11 protein-coding genes are annotated in these 19,122 nt (G+C 48.8%); 8 read left to right on the top strand and 3 right to left on the bottom strand.

Annotation, left to right across the window (positions count from 1 at the left end):
* The first annotated feature begins 52 nt into the window (after positions 1-52).
* Genes LBPC_RS07380 through LBPC_RS07370 form a run of 3 tightly spaced genes read left to right on the top strand, consistent with a single transcriptional unit; the run spans position 53 to position 3,123 of the window.
* On the top strand, positions 53-796 hold the full coding sequence (locus tag LBPC_RS07380; RefSeq protein ID WP_003660856.1) for an SAM-dependent methyltransferase: 744 nt from the start codon (positions 53-55) through the stop codon (positions 794-796).
* A gap of 52 nt (positions 797-848) precedes the next feature.
* Positions 849-1,805 carry an ABC transporter permease gene (locus LBPC_RS07375; protein WP_003565637.1) on the top strand — a complete coding sequence of 319 codons (957 nt, stop codon included), beginning with the start codon at positions 849-851 and terminating at the stop codon, positions 1,803-1,805.
* The gene (locus LBPC_RS07370; RefSeq protein WP_003594556.1) at positions 1,792-3,123 is read left to right on the top strand and encodes an RsmF rRNA methyltransferase first C-terminal domain-containing protein; all 1,332 of its coding nucleotides are present in this window, start codon (positions 1,792-1,794) and stop codon (positions 3,121-3,123) included. Before LBPC_RS07375 ends, LBPC_RS07370 begins: the two co-directional genes overlap by 14 nt.
* 488 nt (positions 3,124-3,611) lie before the next feature.
* Here LBPC_RS07370 and fni read toward each other — a convergent pair whose 3' ends face one another.
* The 3 genes from fni to mvk are packed head-to-tail and all read right to left on the bottom strand — an operon-like array spanning position 3,612 to position 6,559.
* Positions 3,612-4,646: a type 2 isopentenyl-diphosphate Delta-isomerase gene (gene fni / locus LBPC_RS07365; RefSeq protein WP_003660863.1), complete on the bottom strand. Its 1,035-nt coding sequence runs from the start codon at positions 4,644-4,646 to the stop codon at positions 3,612-3,614.
* Positions 4,612-5,616, bottom strand: a complete 1,005-nt coding sequence (mvaD, locus tag LBPC_RS07360; RefSeq protein WP_003575170.1) for a diphosphomevalonate decarboxylase — start codon at positions 5,614-5,616, stop codon at positions 4,612-4,614. The genes fni and mvaD overlap by 35 nt, the downstream gene beginning before the upstream one ends.
* A 7-nt stretch (positions 5,617-5,623) precedes the next feature.
* A complete protein-coding gene (gene mvk / locus LBPC_RS07355) occupies positions 5,624-6,559 on the bottom strand; it encodes a mevalonate kinase (protein WP_003594553.1) in 936 nt (311 codons plus the stop codon).
* A gap of 350 nt (positions 6,560-6,909) precedes the next feature.
* Between mvk and LBPC_RS07350 the strand changes: the two genes are divergently transcribed.
* From LBPC_RS07350 to LBPC_RS07330, 5 genes are all read left to right on the top strand, one after another.
* Complete coding sequence (locus LBPC_RS07350; RefSeq protein WP_003660865.1) at positions 6,910-10,449, top strand: PD-(D/E)XK nuclease family protein; 3,540 nt, start codon at positions 6,910-6,912, stop codon at positions 10,447-10,449.
* Positions 10,446-14,150: a helicase-exonuclease AddAB subunit AddA gene (gene addA / locus LBPC_RS07345; protein WP_003594544.1), complete on the top strand. Its 3,705-nt coding sequence runs from the start codon at positions 10,446-10,448 to the stop codon at positions 14,148-14,150. Before LBPC_RS07350 ends, addA begins: the two co-directional genes overlap by 4 nt.
* Positions 14,151-14,188: 38 nt before the next feature.
* Positions 14,189-16,975, top strand: a complete 2,787-nt coding sequence (locus LBPC_RS07340) for a helicase C-terminal domain-containing protein (RefSeq protein WP_011674518.1) — start codon at positions 14,189-14,191, stop codon at positions 16,973-16,975.
* Positions 16,976-17,403: 428 nt separating this feature from the next.
* Positions 17,404-17,892: a cell wall elongation regulator TseB-like domain-containing protein gene (locus tag LBPC_RS07335; protein WP_003565619.1), complete on the top strand. Its 489-nt coding sequence runs from the start codon at positions 17,404-17,406 to the stop codon at positions 17,890-17,892.
* A 54-nt stretch (positions 17,893-17,946) separates the two neighbouring features.
* Positions 17,947-19,122, top strand: a complete 1,176-nt coding sequence (locus tag LBPC_RS07330; RefSeq protein ID WP_003594539.1) for a pyridoxal phosphate-dependent aminotransferase — start codon at positions 17,947-17,949, stop codon at positions 19,120-19,122.

Raw genomic sequence — 19,122 nt, 5'->3', positions numbered from 1 at the left:
CGGCTTTTGACTGTCTTTCAGGCAGTCAAAGCGATGGATCACGAGGGTGAACATGGACTATTGGAGCACATTAAATCGGCTGGCCAAACAATATGCGCGCATTGGACCGCTTAAATCACAACTAACTGCCATGAAGGATTGGCAAGCATCTATTGCGGCTGGTGTCTTGCCAGCACATGCGTTACCTTGGTTGGGACTTAGCACGCCGCAAATTGATGCCGCTTTAACCCAGCCACAGGCGCAGCTGCAAGAACTGCTTCAACTAGATCATTTATTGCATAATTTCCGCCGCTACATTGCCTTTCATGATGGCATGTGGTCATTTGTTCATGAAGATCTGTTTGCGACCTGGCATCGACTTTATGGTCCTCAGCGGTACTTGGAAGTGGCAGCTGGTAATGGTTACGTGAGTGCTGGTTTGCGCGCACAAGGCGACAAAACGATCACAACCGATGCGCACACTTGGACGAAAGAAAATGTCACTGGCTGTCAGCCGCTTGTTCCAGTTAAAACCGCCACAGCCAACGCGGCGTTGTTCCTCTACGCCCAACAAGTTGATGCTGTTGTGATGGCTTGGAGCCCAGATAAGGATCCTAATGATGTCCGGTTCCTGCATATTATGCAACACTATTTTCCCACTAAACAATTATTCGTGATCGGCGAACGCAACGGTGCAACCAATAGCCGGTTATTTTGGCAAGAAGCCCGAACCGTTCCGGATCGGCGATTATTCGCGCTTAATCGTGCGTTTGGTCATTTTGATGCGATTCACGAACGAGTTTACCGATTACAATAGTCTCTGTACTGTTGGCAAATGGCTTATTTGTGCAGGACTTGAGGAGGATGACGTGAAAAAATTATTCTTGATTGATCTTTTATGGATCGGTTTAGCGATATTAGCCGGTTTAGTATGGTCACAGCATGATCAAAATGAATATGCCAGTCAGCTTGATCACCTCGGCATGTCGGAAACGGCTCAGGAATATGTCACGACAAGTTCGCGCAGCATCACCACCGCGATAAGCGAGCTCGATAAAACTGATTTCAAAGGTTATCAGGTCCAGTTTGTTGCTAAACAAGTCGTGTACGTTTATCAGCGTGGCACAGTTGCGAGCCTGCCACTCGATAGTGGTCAGTGGTTCTCGGCTGGCGATTTTGCCTCCAGTCTGCCGGTGACGGTGGTTGGCCGCGATCTTGCCGATAAACTGTATACTGGCAGTAATAATCAACGTTATTTGCAAGTGAATGGTCAATATGTCCCAGTATTGGGAACGGTGGGCACACGCAAAGGCAGCCCGCTAAATAAAGTTATCTTTCTCAACGCCTCTGCACAAACTACCAATAGTAAGCTGAAACTAAAGCAGGTCAAAATCTATGTTGACGGCGCCAGTCAGCATAGCAAGGCCTTAAAAACCGCTTTCAAAGCAAAAAATATTCATCGGGTCCACTTTAGCGATAGTAATGCTTCGACTTGGTGGCATGCTTATGGTCAAACGGCATTGTTCAGCTTATTCTTATTGTTGGGTGCAGGATTGCTGACGATGCTCATGGTGGTCTTAATGGGGCCGTTGCAAACAGCTGGTTTGGATTTGAATATGCGGGCGCGTTACTTGCGCGGCGTTTTATCTAGCTGTGGTGGTCATATTGGCGTCAGTCTTTTTCTTGGTGGCCTTTTTGCAAACTGGTGGTTCTACTTCACCACGCGAACTAATATTTGGGTCTTTCTTGTCGTTTTGACCATCGCTGCCATTTTCTTCCTCCGTTACTTGATTCACAGAAAGGATAAAGCTAGTGCAACTACCTGAAGCATTTAAGGAAAAATATACTCGTTTGCTGGGCGATGAAGCAGCTGCTTTTTTAGCGACATTTGAAGCACCTGCGGAAAGTGGCTTTCGGCGTGATCCAGCCAAGCCGTGGCCATTGGACGAGTCATTAACTGAACCAATTCCTTGGAGTCCGTGGGGTTATTATGGCAAGGTCGCCGGCAACGACATTGATCACGTTGCCGGACTTGTTTATAGTCAGGAGCCAAGTGCGCAGTTTGTCGGTACTGTTGCAGCCCCAAAGCCGGGTGAACGGGTATTAGATTTGTGTGCAGCGCCAGGCGGTAAATCGACCCAACTTGCTTGCTATTTAGGCGACACTGGGCTTTTGGTCAGCAATGAGATCAATGGTCCGCGGTCAAAAGTTTTGTCAGGCAATCTGGAACGGTGGGGTACTCGGCAGATTTTAGTAACGAATAATGATCCTGACACGTTGGCAAAAGCGTGGCCACAAATGTTTGATCGAATTTTGGTTGATGCACCTTGTTCAGGAGAAGGCATGTTTCGTAAAGATCCGGATGCAATCCAGTATTGGCATGCGGACTATCCTGCGCAATGTGCTGAGCGGCAAAAGCAGATTCTCAAAGCGGCTGTGAAGATGCTAGCACCAGGCGGCACGTTGATTTACTCGACTTGCACCTTTAGTCCTGAAGAAGATGAGCAAATCATTGCCTGGCTATTGGCCAATAACGCGTTCACGCTTACGCCGATTAAGCAATATCCGGGGATGGAAGCTGGGCGGCCAGCGTGGGCCGATGGCAATCCGGAACTGGCCAAAACAGTCCGACTGTTTCCTCACCGATTGCGTGGCGAAGGGCATTTTGTTGCTAAGCTGAAGTTAGCAGGGGCACCAGCATCACATCAACCAGCCCGTTTGCCGCTTAAACCGCTAGCCAAGCCGGCGAAGGATGAAGTTGATGCGTTTGTAGCGGCAAGCCTAACCAAGCAGCCCAGCGGCCTATTTTATCGGCATGGCGATTTTCTTTCAATTTTACCAACAACGATGATCCCGTTTGAGCACGTGAAAGTGGTGCGTGCCGGTCTGGAACTCGGAAGTTTCCGGAAGAAACGATTTGAACCAAGTCATAGTTTAGCAGCTGCTCTTAATCCGGATGATTTTCAAACTGTGATTGAGGTTGATGCGGACGGTTATGCACGTTATCGGCACGGTGAAACGTTGCCAAGCAAGGTAAGTGGCAAACGTTTTGTTCTGCTGACATTCGAGCATAAGCCATTTGCAATTGGTAAATTGGTGAATGGTACCATCAAAAATTATTATCCAAAAGGGTTGCGTGTTTGATATTTAGTAAAGAAGACTCGGTTCGGGGCATAACTCACATCCGGTGAACGAGGCTGAGCCATTATTTGCTCATCGGACTTGTGAATCATTAAATTCCGGATAGTCGTAGGAAGGTGCTAGGCTAATAGTCCCTTGCCGTGCCAAACTTCGCAATCTCCGGCCAGATGGGGTGGCGACGCGTAGCTAGAGCGGAGACGGCGCTTCGAGCCCGCAAAGCCCGCGGTCTCGAAGTAGCCTAACAACATCAGCTCCGAAAACCGGTCGCTGTGTTGTTTGCACGGCTGAGCCTCATCTGGCCTACGATTGCTCCGCCTTGGCACTACGGTCTTTAAAATCTCAGCAACTAATCTATGGATAGGTAAAAACGAACGACTTTCCGATATTAGGAAAATCGTTCGTTTTTATTTGCCGACTGAGAATTGTGTTGCAACATTATTCCCTTCGAATAAAAGTTCCAGAAGTCAATCATGACTTGGATTGTTTTAGGGTCAAATTCCCGGTAAGCCACGAGCCTGACGATAATGTTCCAAATCAGCACTTAGCACGATTGGGGCTTCTTGCAGCTCCTGCCAATTGGTGACGCCCAATAACGCGTAAAGTTGGCGCAATTGGTGCAGAAAGTTCTGAAAATAGGCCAGCGTCGCTTCATAGCCAGTTTGAATTAAGTGATGAAGCACCATACCACTCATGCCGACTGCATGAGCGCCCAGCCGCAATGCCTTCACAACATCTAATGGTGAACGAACGCCGCCAGTTGCAAGCATGGTTAGACCGAGTCCGCGCGCTTCAAGCAATGATTCAACCGTTGTCTGTCCCCAGTCTTGTAAATAAGCAAAATCGTGGCCCGAACGACGAGCATTTTCGATCGTGGCAAAGTTTGTTCCGCCGCGACCGCCAACGTCAACAAATTGAACCCCCAGCTGTTGTAAGGACTGAAGATCTTCACGAATAAAGCCATTACCGACCTCTTTTACGACGATAGGGACTTGGCTAGTCGCAATGATGCTCTTAATGTTAGCCTGCCACATAAAGTCGCGATCGCCCTCAGGCATGACCACTTCCTGAGGAGCATTGAGATGAATTTCCAGTGCATTCGCTTTTAACATTGCCACCGCCGCCTCGGCAGCAGTCGCATGATGACCGGCGCCAACATTAGCTAAAATAAACCCGTTTGGATCATGATCACGCAGCGTTGCAAAAGTCGGGACTAGTTGCGGATCACGCAATGCCACCGATTGCGATCCGCTGGCAATCGCCACCCCCAAAGCTTGGGCGAGCTGGCCTAGCTGGGCGTTTAACTTGCCGGTTTGTGGCGAGCCGCCGGTCATGGCATTGATATAAATCGGCCATTGCCAATTAAACGGGAGATCAGGTTTTAGATCCACCGCAGCCATGGTTGTTTCCGGCAAAGCTCGATGCAAAAGACGAACCTGATCGAAACCCGCATGAGCAACAGATTGAAAGTATTTTTCAGCTAGAAAAACATGTTCATCCTTGCGATGCGATTGCTGACTTTGTGTCATCAAATTGCTCCTTTGTGATGATGCTGGCATCCGGACCAAGGCGTGTGCTCAAAATCCGATCACCGAACACAGGGCGCAAGGCGGTTAATAAAATGTCCACGTAAGGTTCAGTAGTCAGAATTTTGACATTTGGTCCTGCATCCATCGTGGCAAACGCGGGAATACCCAAAGCCCGTTGTTCTTGCACTAATTGCCACGCCCGTAATGTTTCCGGCAGAAAGTAGGTGAATGGCGGTTCCTCGGCCATAATCGCCGCATGCATGCGCATACTGGACAATTCTGTCAATTTGCCGATCAGCGCTAAGTCGTCTTCAGCCAACGCGGTAATCATTGGTTCAATTAAACTTTCATTTGAGGCCACCCAGGCATCATAGTAGGGACTTGTGGCCACTGTGTTGGCCATGCCTTTTCGTGAACTGACCGCCTTTTTTTCAGCAGATACCGTGACCACAAGCATTCGTAATGGCAAACTAGGTTGAATCGCGAGTGGTTCAGCGAATGAAGAGGCGTCGTCATGGCCGCGATGCCAGATAACGGCACCACCAAAGATAGAGCGCGTTGCTGAACCTGATCCGCGGCGCGCTAATCTTGATAGTTCAGTCGGAGAAAGGTTTAGACCTGCCGCGCGGCTGGCAGCAGTGGCCAAGGCAGCAAAAGCAGAGGCTGAACTTGCCAGCCCGGCAGCAGTCGGCACGTGATTCAAGGAAGTGACTTGGGCGTACGTGCTAATTTTTCCTAAGTGCCGAACCCGATCCAAAAAGCGGCTGACCGCAACCGGGTTTTGTTCTTCACCGTTAAGCATGAAGCGATCATCATTTAGACTAGGATCAAATGTCACTGCTGTGTCAGTATAAAAGTCATTTAAAGTTAAAGAAATGCTGCTTGTGGCTGGCAGCATCAACTTGCGATTGGCTTTTCCCCAATATTTAATCAGCGCAATATTTGTGTGCGCGCGTGCATAAGTCGTCATAATAGCCTCATTTCGATTCAAAATGGTATTCCCACACTTTAGCCGCATTAGCAGCTTTAAGCGCCGTGGTAATCGCTACCGCTTGATCACTGGCTGCTAAAGCAATCATGCAACCACCCATCCCTGAGCCTGTTAATTTAGCGCCATAAGCACCGTTATCAATCGCCACGTTAATGAGACGGTCAAGGTCAGGACTGCTAACGCCAAGTGCAGACAGATCGGCCTGATCGCGATTGAACAGTTGGCCTAAGGTAATAATATCATCTTGCGCCAACGCCAATGCTGCCTGGCGAACGGTGTCACCGATATCCTTGATGAGCGGCCGGTACATTTTGGGATTCTGCTTTAAACGATCTGCCACTGCTCCAACTGCAATTTTAGTTTGTCCGGCAACGCCAGTATCGGCAATTAGCAACACACCGTTTCGTGGCATCATGATCGAGCGCGGCGCCTTACCACGGACGAACCATTGCGGCCGCTCAGCGCTAGCCGTGGCAGCATCAAGACCGCTTGGATTGCCATGCAAAGCTTTTTCAGAGACAGCGGCCCAGTTCAGTAATGTGTCGTGTGATAGCGATGTTTGAAATGCATCGTAAAAAGCGCGAACAACTGCCACAGCGGTTGCGGCAGATGAGCCCATACCGCGCTCGGAAGGCAAAGCACTCGTGATGGTTAAATGAAATCCTTGATTCTTGGCGTTAAAGAAGATCAATAAACGTCGAATAAGCATGGCAATACCGGCAAAATTGGTCAATTGACCAGCATTTAAATTTCCTGTGAAAAAAGAAGACGTCACAGTTTGTCTGCCATCCGGCTGAGGCGTGACGCGAGCTGACAAGCCGACACTCTTCACTGGCAGTGCAATGGCCGGTTCCCCATACACGACCGCGTGTTCGCCAAGCAGAATAATTTTTGCATAACTTTTTCCCGTCCCGATTTCCATATAAACACCTCGTCAATATTCTTTATTAATGATAGCGCAAACGCCCGTCAGGCACTACTTAGATATGCTAGACTAAAGCATAATGTAACAGAGCGTGAGCAGCCGCGCTTAGAAACCGGAGCATAAGCGGCCTCAAGCCTAAATGGCTGGGTTTTGGCCATTCAGGCTTGAGGTCCTTATGTGCAGGTTTCTGCGGCAGCGAACGCGTTTAGACAGAGCGTGAGCTGGCCCGGTGAGAAACCCGAGTGTAAGTGACCTTGGCCGTGATGGCCGGGTTTTGGCCATTGCTGCCAAGGTGCTTACATGCAGGTTGCTGCGCTGGGGAGCGCGTTTAAGGAGGTAGGTAGCGCATGGGGCTGCAATTCATTTTAGGAGACGCAACAACGGACCACGCTGGCACGATGGCGACAATGGTCCAAGCTAATCTGCAAGCCGATTCACAAAACCAAATTTTTTATTTAGTCCCTAATCATATCAAATTTGAAGCCGAAGTCGACTTGTTGAAACGGTTGCGGGCACAAGCAGCATCCGTCAATGGTGTATATGCGCAAAATCGAGTGCAGGTGCTGTCTTTCTCCAGACTTGCCTGGTATTTCCTTAAAAACACTGCGCTTTATCAACAGCCACGACTTGATCGGGCCAGTAACACGATGTTGGTCGCAAAGATACTCGGTGAAAGCAAGGAAGAATTAACGATTTATGCTGGCGAAGCGCATAACACTGGGTTTGTGACACAACTGGCGGATCAATTAAGCGAATTAGTGACCGGTCGTATCACAGCAGAAGATCTGAATACGACAGTAGCCGCTTTAACACCAGGCGATCGGCACCGTGCTAAATTGCGAGATCTGGGGATCATTCTGGATCATTATGAAGCGGAAATCGGCCCTTATGCCACTAATGCCAGCCTACTAAGTGGGTTGCAACAGGTGATGCGCAATCAGGACCTGAGCCACACATTCATTTATCTCAATGACTTCAACGTCTTTTCAGCTTCAGAGACTGGATTGGTCGAAACAATGATTGAAACGGCTGCTGAGGTGACCGTTAGTTTAGTGCTGGACAAGCCATATCCGGCTGCGCCGCCAGTGGCACCTAATTTATTCTTACCTGCAGGCCGGTTGTATCACCGCCTTTATCAAAAAGCCAAAACGATGAAAGTACCGATCCGGCTAGATCGTTTTGCTAAACCGCGTCCGCTAAGCGAAGGCATGAAGCACCTTGCTGATTGGTGGCAAACGAGTACCAATTTACAACCACAGGCGCCTGCACAGACAGCACAGAACAAAGAAGTTGAGTTGGCAGTGGCGACTGATCCATATCATGAATTACGGACGGTTGCCCGTCAAATCTATCAAGCCGTCCGGCAAGGTGCACGTTACCGCGATTTTCTGATTTTAGCCCGTCGCTTGGATCCATACGCAGCGGTGATTCCGGCCATCTTTGAAGAATTCAACATCCCTCAATTTACTGATCTCGAACGGCCAATGAAGGATCATCCGCTAGTCGTACTCATTGAAAGTCTTTTTGCCATACAAGACCACGATTATCAATATCAGGATGTCATGCGCCTTTTGCATACCGAGTTGTTACTACCTGAGAATATGGATATCGCGGCTTTTCGTGATGCTTTAGACACAACAGATAACCATCTTGTTCGCACTGGCATTACCGGCAAAAAACGGTGGACACAGACCGACCCATGGCGCTATTTTCAGCGCAATCCTAACGCTGACGATTCGCAACTTGATCCCGAGGCAGATAAAACTGCCCAGATTAATGCAATCAAGACTTTGGTTGCGGACACGGTTCCGCAATTGCTGCGTCAATGGCAGACTGCCAAAACTGGTCGCGAAGCCGCGGCCAGCTTATATCAATGGCTGCAAACGACTGGTGTGATTGATCAGCTGAATGTGTGGCGACAAACCGCTAACGCTGACGGTGATTTAAGTCGCAGTCAAGCCAACGAGCAGGCTTGGGATACCTTCACCCAATTGTTAAATGACTATGCGACCATTTTAGGAGAAGCTGACTTCAATCGTGATCAGTTTCGAGAACTGTTGGCGGCCGGCTTTGCTAGTGCCACCTACACGCAGATTCCGTCGACGCTGGACTCGGTGGTTATTTCCGAAACGGGTTTGGTTCGTTTGGCCAAGGCAAAACACGTTTACGTGATTGGCGCAACAAACACCGCGATGCCTGATGTGCCTAACGATAGTGGTGTCTTAAATAGCGAAGAGCGGCAACTGTTGGCGGCTCAGCTTCCAGATGACCGTTTTTTACCTGAACAAGGTCCGACCACAACCTTAGGCGATCCTTTTATCAATTATCTTGGATTTATGGCAGCTTCTGAAAAACTGACACTTAGTTACCCCATGCAAAACACGCAGGAAAGCAGTGAAAATCAAGCCTCGCCGTACTTTAGACAACTAGCCCAAGCACTGCAATTAACGCCTGCTACTTGGGCACCGGCTGGGTTGGGGACATCTCTAAAAGCAGTTCTGGGTAGTCAGCGGGCCATGCTCAGTGATTTTGTTCGCGCGGCTGGTGAAGCTCAGCATCAGAAATTGCCTTTGAGTCGAAGTTGGCAAGGCGTTTTGGCCAGTCTCAAACAAACCACACTGGCACCGTTAGCTCAGAAGCTAGCAGGCAGTTTGACCTATCAAAATGACCCTGGACGTCTTGATCCGACATTAGCAGTCCAATTGTACGGTCGGGACATGAATGTCTCGGTATCGCGATTAGAGACGTATTATCGTAATCAGTTTGAATACTTTTTGAAGTATGGTTTGCTTTTACAGCCGCGACCTGAATTTGAGTTATCGCCAGCCGATACTGGTAGTCTTTTCCATGCGGTGCTGGATCAATATCTGACTCAGTTGCGCGACGCCGGCCAGACATTGGCCGATGTCACCGCGGCAGATGTAGCGGCGGCGGTCCCGCCATTAGTCGCGGCTATCACGAAGCGCCCGGGTTATGAAATTCTTGGCAGTACCCATCGGATGGCTTATTTGACGAGTCGCTTAAGTCGGTTATTGATTCAAGTGCTGACGAACATGCGCCAGCAGCAACGCCGGACCGGGTTCCGTCCGATGCGCACTGAGTTGCAGTTTGGCCGAATTGGGGATACCAGGGGCTTACCTGGCTTGTCTTGGCCGCTGCCGCATGGTGGTCGCGTTAATGTACGCGGCAAAATTGACCGACTAGATGTCTATCGAGAATCAGATGCGCAGCGATTTATGGTTGTTGATTACAAGAGCACGCAACATCGGTTCGATGACAGTGACGCGTACTATGGCATTGCCTTACAGATGTTGACGTATGTTGAAGCAATGGCAAATGTCCCAGCTGATCCGCCATTTGTGCCAGCCGGAGCACTGTATTTTCACTTACAAGATCCTAAGTTCAAATTCAGTACCGATCTTGACCTCGATATTGATCGACTAAAAGCTTTTAAATATCTAGGTTTCTTGGTAGCTAAAGATGGGGCAGACTTGGCGGCGGTAGACAAAACCATTTCAGCAGAAACCGGTGGACGCAGCATGATGGTGCCACTTGGTTTTAAAAAAGACGGTGCCTTCAATTATAATCAGTCAAACATTCTGACACCAGAAGATCTAAGTGCCTATCTTTTGCACAATCAGGCATTGATTATTGATGCTGCCAGTCGGATTTTAGCCGGGGATATCGCTTTGGCGCCGTTTCAATATGGACAGGAATCCACCGTTATCAGCAACAGCGATTATCAAAGTATTATGCTGTTCGATCCGGCAACCGGGTTTGATCATTACAATCATGTGCCAAAGTTGAAACGCAAAGAGGTGCTTGGCCGCGTCACAACTGATCCCACACAAATTCCGCATCATCGTCAGGAGGATTCGCAAGCATGACCCAATTTACAACCTCTCAACAAGCAGCGATTACCCACGACGGGCATGACGTGCTGGTTTCCGCCTCTGCTGGTAGCGGGAAAACCACCGTGTTGGTTGAGCGAATTATTCAAAAGATTCTCAAACAGCATGCCGACATTACCCGGATGTTGATCGTGACATTTACTCGTGCGGCAACAGCCGAAATGCGAACCAAGATTCAGACGGCTTTGAAGAAGGCACTCACCGAGCGACGACATGAGCTTAGTGGTGAGGATCGGCGTCATCTTGCCAATCAAATTGCCATGGTTAATGCGGCTAAAATCAGTACGCTGGATGCCTTTAGTTTGCAAATTGTCCAAACTTACTACTATGTCATTGATCTTGATCCCGGTTTTCGGTTGCTTACGGATGAAACTGAACGCTACATGCTGCAAGAGCGCGTTTGGGACGATTTGCGTGAACAATTATATGCCAGTGACGAAGCACCTGCGTTTGAACAACTCACGGCTAATTTTAGCGGGGATCGAGATGATAGCGGTTTGCAAGACTTGATGTTTGAGTTGATCCGCCAAGCCGGTGCGACAACTGATCCCAAGGCCTATTTGGAAGGATTGGCAACGCCGTATGCACCGGAAAAATGGGAAGCGACCTTTAGCCAACAAATCTGGCCGCGAGTTAAAGGCCAATTGCTGCAAATAGCCACCAGTTTGACTCAGGCGTCAGCGTTAGCCAATCAACTGCCAAACCCAATTTGGTATCAGCAAATTCAGGCTGATCTTGCCCCATTGCAAACACTATTAGAAACAAATGCACCCACATACGATACAGTCCGCAGTGTCTTGATTTCCCATGAATTTGCTGCTTGGTCGCGCATCAGTAAAGGACTGGATGACGCAGATAAGGACACTAAAAACGCGGCAAAAGATCTACGTGATGCTGCAAAGAAAACTTGGCAGAACAAACTGGCACCAACTTTTGCCTTAGCTGCTGAGCAAATTGGCGATTTGTTGCGGGAAGCTCAACCTTTAGTGGCCACATTAGCTAATGTGGCCTTAAAGTTCGAAGACGCGTTGACCGCTGAAAAGGCCGCTCGGCATGTTCAAGACTATAGTGATATTGCGCATAATGCTTTACGCATTTTGCAACAAAAAGATCCACAAACCGGTGCACCAATTGCCGATAACTATCGCGCGAGTTTCGATGAAGTGATGGTGGATGAGTATCAGGACATTAGTCCGTTGCAGGAGGCTTTACTTGCCGCTGTCAGCACCACTACGCCAGGTGATCGATTCATGGTCGGGGATGTCAAACAGAGTATTTACGGCTTCCGACTGGCCGATCCGCAACTATTTATTCATAAATACCAAACATTTCAAGATGCACCGACCGATCCCGCCGCGCCAGAACGGATTATTTTAGCTGAGAATTTTCGTTCGACCAAAAATGTGTTGGCGTTTACCAATCTGATTTTCAGTCAAATCATGGATCCGGAAGTTGGCGATTTGAGCTATGACAACGCAGCGGCTTTAAAGTATGGTGCGCTTGATTACGGTGATGCGCATCCGGCAGTGAAAGTGTTGTTGTATAGCAAAGCAACATCTGATGAAGATTCTTCTGATGCAAGTGAGTTACCGGGAGATGCTGATGATAACGAGCCAGTGGACATTGCGACTGGCCAAACGCAGCTAGTCTTGGCCGAAATTCAGCGATTAATCAACGATCCCGATGCGCAACTATGGGATCGTCAGGCGCAGGAGTATCGGCGCATCCACTATCGCGATATCACATTACTGACGCGTCAAACCAGTCAAAACAGTCTGATTCAAACACAGTTTGCTGCAGCAGGAGTCCCATTGTTTGTGGCCGATACCAAGAATTTTTTCAAAACGACTGAATTGATGGTTATGCTGGCGCTTTTAAAAGTGATTGATAACCAAAAACAAGATATTCCGTTAGTGGCTGTGTTGCGTTCGCCGATTGTTGGTTTGTCAGCTGATCAGTTGGCACTGATTCGTTTAGCGGCAAAACAGGTGCCATATTATGATGCCGTGACAGCATTTCTACAAGCCGAACCAAAAACGCCACTTGCTCAGCGGACGCATGACATGCTGACGCACTTCTTCAACCAGCTCAGCCATTTTCGCGACTTGGCCCGAGAAAATGACTTGGTCACTTTGTTGTGGGCTATCTATCAGGATACCGGATTTCTTGACTATGTTGGCGGCACCCCAGGGGGCAGTCAGCGACAGGCAAATCTCCAAGCCTTGATTGATCGAGCCCGCACTTATGAAGCGGGTGGCTTCAAAGGGTTATTTGCCTTTATTCACTTTATTACTTTGATGCAGAAGCAGGATCAAGATTTGGCAATGCCTGCCCAAGTCGATCCAGATAATGATGCGGTGAAGTTGATGACCATTCACAAAAGCAAGGGTTTGGAATTCCCGGTTGTCTTTTTGATGCAGGCAAACAAACATTTTAATATGCGCGATCAAACCGGCACTGCCATTTTGACAAAACAAGGTATCGGTATTAAATGGCTAGATCCTGAAACTCGCGTTGAATATGAATTACCCCAGTATCAAGCTGCCAAAGCTGCACGGCAAAATCAGACCTTGGCTGAAGAGATGCGGTTGTTGTATGTTGCTCTGACGCGTGCGCAACAGCGACTTTACGTGGTTGGCGCAACGATGAGTGGCAATCAGCTGACGTCTGCTGATAAAACGGTCGAAAAATGGGCTGCGGCGGCGGAAGGTGAAGCGCGTGTTTTGGCGCCGCAAGTCCGCAGTGGGGCAACGAGCTATCTCGACTGGATCGGACCGGCCTTGATCAGACATCCACAGGCCCGTGGGTTAGCCGAAACAACTATCAAACCTGCGCTCGTCGGTGATGAAACGGAGTTTACAATTGAAATTGACGTGAATCCGCAAGTCACACCGACTGCAACTCCGGAAAAAGTTTCTGACGATTCAGGAACAATGGTCGACTTATCTGCGTGGTTTAAAAAGGCCTATCCTTTCCAAGCAGCAACAACTACGACAGGTTTTCAAAGTGTTTCAGAAATTAAACGCGCATTTGATGATCCAGATACCATTGATCTGGTCAATGCAGATCGTTTCCTCGGTCCCAAGCCACCGATGCGGGATTTAACGGCGCCAGCGTTTCTGACCGAAACCCCTAGTGGCATCAGCCCAGCAGCTATTGGGACGGCAACGCATCTATTGCTGCAGCTAGTGGATCTCGCCAAGCCGATCACCATGGCCAGCTTGAGGGCTTTGCGCGATCAATTGACCACCACGCAGGTCATTGCGGTCGATGTGGCAAAGCACATTGATTTGACGGCACTTATTCGCTTCTTTGAAACTGATTTAGGTCGGTTGTTATTGGCTAAGCCGCAGCAGGTTCATCGTGAAGTTCCGTTTTCCATGCTGCTGCCTGCTGACCAAGTTTTTGAAGCATTGGCCGATGACCCAGGCGAGGACGTCTTGATTCACGGGATTATTGATGGATACGTGAGTGATGAACAAGGCGTCACGCTGTTTGACTACAAAACTGATCATAACCCGAACACGGCCGTTTTAGTGGATCGTTATCGTGGACAGTTAAACTTATATGCACAAGCTTTGCAGGATTTACAACCCAAACCGGTGCTGCATCGCTATCTGGTCTTTTTGCGCACCGGAACCGTTGTCGATCTGGTAGCATCAGGTGCTGGTAAATAGTATGATATGAACAGTATGTTTAGACGGGAATGTTTAAAATGAATGCTGAGACCATTTTTGCTGTGGTCGATTTAGAAACAACTGGGACCAGCGTCAAAGACGGCGACCGGATGATCCAGTTTGGATGTGCCTTAATGCAGCACGGCAAAATTATCCAGACAATTTCTCAGTTGGTGAATCCGGATCGGTCGGTACCAGTGGCAATTCAGCGACTAACCGGCTTGGATCCCAATCGATTAGTCGCGGCCCCTTATTTTGAAGAAATCGCCAAAACGTTGCATCAGCTGTTGACTGATACGGTTTTTGTAGCGCACAACGTTAATTTCGATTATCCTTTTTTAAATGCGGAATTTGAGCGAGTGGGGCTGCCAAAGCTGCAATTAGCTGCGATCGACACGGTTGAATTGGCGCAAATTTTATTGCCTGAGATTAGCAGTTTTCGCTTGCCTGATTTAACAAGTTACTTACAAATTGAGCACGATAACCCGCATCAAGCCGATAGTGACGCGATTAGCACAGCTAAGTTGTTGCGCCAGCTGGCGGCTCGCTTTCAGGCCTTGCCCAGTCCGACGCAACAGGCGTTGGTTGCGCGCGGCAGTGGCTTGTTGCGGGAAACCGGCAATTATTTGAAGGCAATTGCTAAACCGTTGAAACCGTTAAAACGCGGGTTTGTTCAAGTTGGCCCGTTGGTCTTGCGCCGAGTGCCGACAGCAACTCAGGAGACGTTTGCGTCAGCAGCTTATCCGGCAACGGATCTTGAAAAACGGCACTTGCTCCAACCGCGCTATCGCTTCCGCAAGGCCCAGGCGCGGATGATGGATGCGGTTTTTGCACATGCACAAGAGGGTGGTCCCCAGCCACTTTTCATTGAGGCAGGAACCGGTCTTGGCAAAACGCTTGGATATTTGCTGCCTTATGCTTATGTAGCAACCGCCGAACATAAGTTAGTGGTTGCGACATCAACGCTTGTTTTGCAAAGCCAACTAATTCAGACGGCCATTCCGACTTTAGCCGCTGTTTTAGGCAGAGACTTGCCAGCAGTCGAGGTTAAAAGTCCGCAACATTATATTGATCTCAACAAGTTCGCGGCTAGTTTGCATCAAGAATCACCAAGTCGGCAAACGCAGCTATTGCAAATGAAATTGCTGGTTTGGTTGACACAAACAACCACAGGCGACCTCGATGAGTTGCACTTAACAACTTATCGGGCACCATTGTTCATGCAAATTCGGCATACTGGTGATTCAGGCACACCATTTATCAACCCGTATTACACACTTGATTTTTATCGGCGGCTGCGTGCTTCCATTGATCGGGCGGCTATCGTGGTTACGAATCACGCTTTTCTGTCACGCCACGCTGATTTGTTGGACCTTGAGGCGCCATTTCTGGTCGTTGACGAAGCGCAACATTTTGCTGATAATACCGCCGCTGCCTTTGCGCAACGGATCGACTTAGCGCAGATTCGGCGGCAGTTGCGACATTTGTGGCGATTGAGTGATCCCGATGAAGATCGCTCATTGGTTAACGTCTATCAAAATGATCGGCAGATGCTGCCTGTGTTGGCGCAACTTAACGCTCTAACAACAACGGCCCAAGAAACGATTGAAATCCTGCAGCACCAAATATATCGGCATTTCTTTAACGGCAAGACAACGGCTGATCAAGGGTTTGTGAGTCTGAGCTTGGATCAAGCTGCTATTAATTGGTTAGTCACGTCCCAAACAGACAATATTAAGACATTGATCAAAGTCATTGGTCGCATTCAGGTCATTGCGACTAAACTAGATGCAGATTTCAATGGCCGGCAACATTTCTTTTTGAAAAGTGACGGTCAACGATTTCAAGCCTTAGCCGCGTTGACAGTCACCCTGATCGATCAACGTGACCGCTTGAAATTACTGTTAGCGCGCTTGCCAGAACTGGTTGCCGGCCAAACTGCCGTAGCTTCTTTGACGTTGCGGCAAATGCATGATGTTAGCAGTCTTGGCCTAAGTTGGGACATTTTTCAGGTTGGATCAGCCATTCAGCAGTTGCTACAGCGGTTTACGGCACCGGTGTTTGTCGGGGCGACTTTAACCACTGACCGTTCGTTTGACTTTTTAACCGCTCAGCTTGGTTACCATGACTTACCAGAGACAGCTTTTCTAAAGTTACGCAGTCCTTTTCATTATCGTGATCAGGCAAAAGTACTTGTCGCCACGGACGCTCCTGCGGCTGGTGCGGTGAGTGCAGAAGCCTATGCCGATTATCTTGCCGCGGCGATTGAGTTGTTGGCTGATAACCGACACCAAACGATTGTATTGTTCAATTCACTGGCGACCATTGCCGCGGTTTACCAACGCCTTGCTCATCGACCGATTGCCGATCATAAAGAGTTATTGGCTCAGGGGGTGACTGGTTCGGCGGAAAAGATCGCCAAGCGTTTTGCGGTCGGTGATCAAAGTTTATTGCTCGGTGCCGCAAGCTTCTTTGAGGGGATTGATTATCCGGATCGGTTGCTCGAAATGGTGATCTTGACCCGGTTGCCGTTCGATGCGCCCGAAGCCGCTATCACCAAAGCTCGATACGAACGACTTCAGGCAGCAGGCCGCGATCCATTTACTGAGGATGCTTTGCCACGCGCAACCTTGCGATTACGCCAGAGTTTTGGGCGCCTGATCCGAACCGAAACCGATCGTGGTATCTTCGTTGTCCTCGACCCCCGATTCATCACCACACGCTACGGTCGAAAAATGCAGAAATCCTTACCAAATATTAAGCCAATGACGTTGCCACTAACTGACATGCCGGGGTACATTAAGATGTGGCTAGACAGAGCGTGAGCAGGCGCGTTTAGAAGCCGGAGCATAAGCGGCCTTGAACTTAAATGGCCAGGTTTTGGCCATTTAAGTTCAAGGTCCTTATGTGCAGGTTTCTGCGCCTGCGAACGCGTTTCAGACAGAGTGTGAGCCAGTCCGGTTAGAAACCGGAGCATAAGTGGCGTCAAGCCTAAATGGCTGGGCTTTGGCCATTTAGGCTTGAGGTCCTTACGTGCAGGTTTCTGGACTGGCGAACGCGTTTTAGCCAAAAGTTGCGAGCAGGCCATCCGTAAGCGCCAGAGCTCGATGGCCGAGAAAACTTTGATCATTACTTTCAAAGCCTGATATGCAGGCTTTTGTGCCAGCAAGTGCTTTTTTAGAAATTTTAATTACCCCACGTATCTCGTCAGCTATCAAAAATCATCTGACCATACTTCGAAAGGAGGCACCCCATGCGTCATCGTCGATTTGACTGGGTTAAGTTCTTTGTGATTACTGGATTGATTGTTTTAATTATTGGTGCCATTGGCGTCTACGCGAAAAGCCTCTCACCTTATCAACAACTACGTGGGCAAGCTGAGAAAATCGCGACAAACCGCGCAAATCTGAAAACGATTAACGGTTTTTGGTGGTATAACCGCGACAAAAGTTATCTGACTGTTGCGGGTAATACCAAGAAAAATCAAGCCGTGTACGTTGTGATTCAAGAAAAAACGGGCAAAGTCAATATTTTAAACCAGAAATCTGGCATCACTCGGCAGCAAGCGTTGCAGCAAATTAATCAAAGTGCTTCGCCAAAGAAAATCTTGAATGCTTCATTAGGAAAACGTGGGTCAGAATTCGTTTGGGATATTGGCTATCTGTCAAAGTCTGGTAAACTAAACTACGTGACGTACAGTTTTCGCAGTGGCGAACAGCTGAACGCGATCAAAAACTTATAAATAAAGTATGATTCGGCAGCGCAAACAACTGCCGGAACTGTAGGAGGCGCAGTCGTGCATTTAGCAAAAAGAATCCTCAACGTCGCACCATCAGCGACGCTTGCATTGAGCAATCAAACTAAGGCTTTGAAGGCAAAAGGAGCCGATGTCATTGATCTGTCCATTGGTCAACCTGATTTTCAGACGCCGAAAACGATTGATGAAGCGGCCATTGCGGCCATCCAAGCCGGGAATGCTAGTTTCTATACTGCCGCGACTGGGATCCCAGAATTGAAGCAGGCCATTAGCGACCGCATTTTCTCGCAAGACGGTGTGCGTTATCCAGCTAGCCAGATTGTGGCGACGACTGGGGCAAAGTTTGCGTTATATGCTTTGTTCCAAGTTTACTTAAACCCAGGCGATGAAGTTTTGATCCCGGTACCATACTGGGTTTCTTACGAGGAACAAATCAAACTTGCTAGCGGGACGCCGCATTTGGTCATGCCATCGGAAGGCCACAAAGTCAGTGTTGATGATCTTGAGGCGGCGCGGACGGACAAAACGCGTGCCTTAATTATCAACTCACCGCAAAATCCAAGCGGGGTTGTATACACGCGAACGGAACTGACATTGATTGGTAACTGGGCACTGCAACATCATATCTTGGTCATTACCGACGATATTTACCGCGATTTAATTTACAACGGCACAACCTTCACGGCAATGATCAGCATCAACCCTGACATTGTGGCCAACACCGTTTTGATCTCTGGTGTTTCCAAATCGTATGCAATGACTGGGTGGCGGATTGGTTATGCTGCCGGACCAGAAAAACTCATGCAGGCGATGGCGACCTTTATCAGCCACACCACCTCAAATCCAGCAGCTGTGTCTGAATATGCTGCAGTGGCCGCATTGACGGGCGATCAGCAGATTGTCGAAACCATGCGGCAAGCATTTGAGGAACGGCTCAACCTTTTTTATGATTTATTAGCCGAAATTCCGGGGTTTGACATGGGAGATAAACCACAAGGCGCCTTCTATTTATTCCCGAACATCAAGCGAGCGGCACAGTTGAGTCATTATGGTACCGTCGATGACTTTATCAGTGCGTTGCTTGCGGAAACCGGCGTTGCAATCGTGCCAGGCCGCGCATTTGGTATGCCTGACCATGCGCGTATCAGTTATTGCAAGGATCTAGACAGCTTACGCGAGGCCGCACGACGTATTCGAGAATTTGTGGGCAAGTAA

This window comes from Lacticaseibacillus paracasei subsp. paracasei (assembly GCF_000829035.1).
Classification (GTDB): domain Bacteria; phylum Bacillota; class Bacilli; order Lactobacillales; family Lactobacillaceae; genus Lacticaseibacillus; species Lacticaseibacillus paracasei.
The sequence above is the reverse complement of the archived record's forward strand: the minus strand, read 5'-3'. Positions and strand labels throughout refer to the sequence as shown.

Excerpts from the sequence above, each read along its gene's own strand:
- LBPC_RS07335 (WP_003565619.1), top strand. The coding sequence starts at position 17,404 with ATGCGTCATCGTCGATTTGACTGGGTTAAGTTCTTTGTGATTACTGGA.
- mvaD (WP_003575170.1), bottom strand. The coding sequence starts at position 5,616 with ATGACGACTTATGCACGCGCGCACACAAATATTGCGCTGATTAAATAT.
- addA (WP_003594544.1), top strand. The coding sequence starts at position 10,446 with ATGACCCAATTTACAACCTCTCAACAAGCAGCGATTACCCACGACGGG.
- fni (WP_003660863.1), bottom strand. The coding sequence starts at position 4,646 with ATGACACAAAGTCAGCAATCGCATCGCAAGGATGAACATGTTTTTCTA.
- LBPC_RS07350 (WP_003660865.1), top strand. The coding sequence starts at position 6,910 with ATGGGGCTGCAATTCATTTTAGGAGACGCAACAACGGACCACGCTGGC.
- LBPC_RS07340 (WP_011674518.1), top strand. The coding sequence starts at position 14,189 with ATGAATGCTGAGACCATTTTTGCTGTGGTCGATTTAGAAACAACTGGG.
- LBPC_RS07380 (WP_003660856.1), top strand. The coding sequence starts at position 53 with ATGGACTATTGGAGCACATTAAATCGGCTGGCCAAACAATATGCGCGC.
- mvk (WP_003594553.1), bottom strand. The coding sequence starts at position 6,559 with ATGGAAATCGGGACGGGAAAAAGTTATGCAAAAATTATTCTGCTTGGC.